Below are 1834 nucleotides of genomic sequence, written 5' to 3' on the forward strand. Positions count from 1 at the left end.
GGGACGGTACCCTGCCTGGCGAAGTTCAGTTCAACGTAATCGAGCGTCTTCTTTAACATGACAGCCGTCTGATACCTTGTCAGAGCATCGTTTCCATTGAAATAAGTTTTGCCGTCGGCCTGCACAATCCCGGTTAGAATACCGAGGTCAGAAAGCTTCATCACGGCATCGTAAGCCCAGTGATTTGAACTAACATCAACGTAATTGACCGCAGCGAATGCTGAAGTAAATGCCAGACCGAGAATAAGCAGTGAGGCAAGTAAAACTTTCATTTTCAATTTCTACACCTCCCCGAAGGAAATATTCTAAATGATTCTACCACAAATCTAGATTCCATCCTAGAAACTGGCATGGTAATATTATCTCTGTGGGAGGTGTTGGAGTTGAAGAAAAGAACGCACACCTGTGGGGAATTGAGGGCTTCCGACACGGGGAAAGTAGTTACATTGAACGGCTGGGTCGATCGTATAAGAGACCTCGGCGGAATCAAGTTTGTTCAGGTGAGAGATAGATATGGCTTCACACAGGTGGTCTTTGATCCTCAAGATAATGAGCTTTACAACATGGCGTTGAAGTTGGGGAACGAGTTTTGCATTTCCGTAACTGGCTCCGTTAGGAAAAGACCCGATGATGCAATCAATCTTAGGCTTCCCACTGGGGAGATAGAGATTGTGGCCTCGGAGATGGGAATACTTTCAGATGCCGAAGTGCCGCCGATTTACATAAATATCGATGAAGAGTCGGCCGAAGAGATGCATCTTCGTTATAGATACCTTGATCTAAGACGGCCAAAGATGCAAAGAAACATTCTTACCCGACATAGATTCGTTCAGGCCGTTAGAGAGTACCTTAACAATAACGGCTTTGTAGATGTGGAAACACCGATCCTGGGAAAATCCACCCCAGAAGGGGCAAGAGATTTCCTCGTGCCCTCTCGTCTAAAGGCAGGCAAGTTCTATGCTCTTCCACAATCTCCTCAGATATTCAAACAGCTGCTCATGGTTTCCGGTTTCGATAGATACTATCAGATTGCCAAATGCTTCAGAGACGAGGACTTCAGGGCCGACAGGCAGCCGGAGTTCACGCAGATCGACTTGGAGATGTCCTTTGCAGATGAGGAAGATGTCTTCTCGATGACCGAAGGCTTGATGAAATATGCGTTTGAGAAGGCAGCTTCCGCCGATATCAGTACACCGTTCAGGAGATTCACGTATCAGGAGGTCGTTGAGTTCTACGGCAGCGACAAACCCGATACTAGATATGGAATGAAGATTCACGATATTACTTCGATCTTCGAAAAAACGGCTTTCAAAGTTATCTCTGATTCTATAGACAAGGGCGAGAAAGTCAAGGGCTTTATCGTAGAAGGCAAGGCCGATAGATTTTCAAGAAAAAAGCTCGACGAATACACCGCATTTGCAAAAGAGAACGGTCTTGGAGGTTTGATGTGGCTGAAAGTTGAGGGTGACGGTCTGAAGTCATCTATACTTAAGCACTGTCCAGAAGAGCTCTCGTCATTGGTCTCTCTTTTCGCTGCGAATGAAAACGACCTGATTCTATTCAGCCTAGGAGAGGGGCTTTCGCTTTCAAAGGCTTTAGGACAGATGAGGAACAAGATTATTAAAGAGGAAGAGTTTTCGGTAGAGGGATTTGAGTTTCTTTGGGTAACGGATTTTCCCATGTTTTCCTACAACGAAGAAGAGCAAAGGATAGAGGCCGAGCATCATCCCTTTACTATGCCGGATCTGGAAGATCTTGAGAAATATGGAGAAAGTGATCCTTTGAAAGTTAGATCGAAAGCCTATGATCTAGTTCTCAACGGTTACGAAATAGC

2 protein-coding genes are annotated in these 1834 nt (G+C 45.4%); one reads left to right on the plus strand and one right to left on the minus strand.

All coding sequences use genetic code 11. The annotated features are described in order from the left end of the window. Positions 1-272, minus strand: a 272-nt coding sequence (locus tag BG32_RS06235) for an S-layer homology domain-containing protein (protein WP_259459563.1), incomplete at its 3' end; no start/stop codon positions are given. 111 nt (positions 273-383) lie between these two features. On the opposite strand from BG32_RS06235, the gene aspS reads away from it, so the two are divergent. Next, positions 384-1834: aspartate--tRNA ligase (gene aspS, locus BG32_RS06240; RefSeq protein ID WP_121526569.1), on the plus strand; the 1451-nt coding region annotated here is incomplete at its 3' end.

The organism is Mesotoga sp. HF07.pep.5.2.highcov, from assembly GCF_003666285.1.
GTDB lineage: Bacteria > Thermotogota > Thermotogae > Petrotogales > Kosmotogaceae > Mesotoga > Mesotoga prima.